The 636-nt window shown below is 70.3% G+C and carries 1 pseudogene; it reads right to left on the reverse strand.

Annotation, left to right across the window (positions count from 1 at the left end):
• Positions 1-636, reverse strand: a pseudogene (locus JCM9942_RS17570) (SUMF1/EgtB/PvdO family nonheme iron enzyme); the annotation flags it as partial.

A 636-nucleotide genomic window follows, 5' to 3' on the forward strand; every position in this document is an offset into this window, starting at 1 on the left:
CTCCCATTCGAACTCGGTCGCAACCGCGCACCGGCCAGCGTGCGTAGGCGTCGGCCTCGTAGTAGCTCAGGTGAGAGACCGGCGCATGCGGGTCCAGCGCGCGCCAGCCACCCAGGGTGAACTCGCGCTGGCAATGCGCGTCCCAGTACAGCGGCTGTTGCCAGCCTTCGGCCTGGCACAGCTCCCAGCCCTGGCTCAGCCAGCAACCGGGCTCCCGGTAGCCGCCGGCTTCGACAAACTGCCGGTACTCGTGGTTGTTGACCGGGCGATTGGCCAGCCGGTGCGCGGCCACCAGCACCCGGTGCCGCGGCGATTCGTTGTCGTAGGCGAAGGGCGCATGCTGCGGCCAGGCCGGGGCGCCGATCTCGACGATGCGCTCGGCATTGTCGATCCAGCCCAGCGGCAGCGCGGCGCTGGCCGGCACCTGCAGTTGGCGGTAGGCTGGTTGCAGCGGATTGGACCACAGCGCGTGCTTGATGTCGGTCAGCAGCAGCTCCTGGTGCTGCTGCTCGTGCTGCAGGCCCAGGATCAGGTGGCGGCGCGCCTGGGCGTCCATCGACCCCTCGTCAAAGCGGGCGGCGATGCGCGCATCGACCGCGGTGCGGTAGTCGAGCACCTGCGCCAGTGACGGCCGCG

It is taken from the genome of Stenotrophomonas pictorum JCM 9942 (genome assembly GCF_001310775.1).
Classification (GTDB): Bacteria; Pseudomonadota; Gammaproteobacteria; order Xanthomonadales; family Xanthomonadaceae; genus Stenotrophomonas; species Stenotrophomonas pictorum.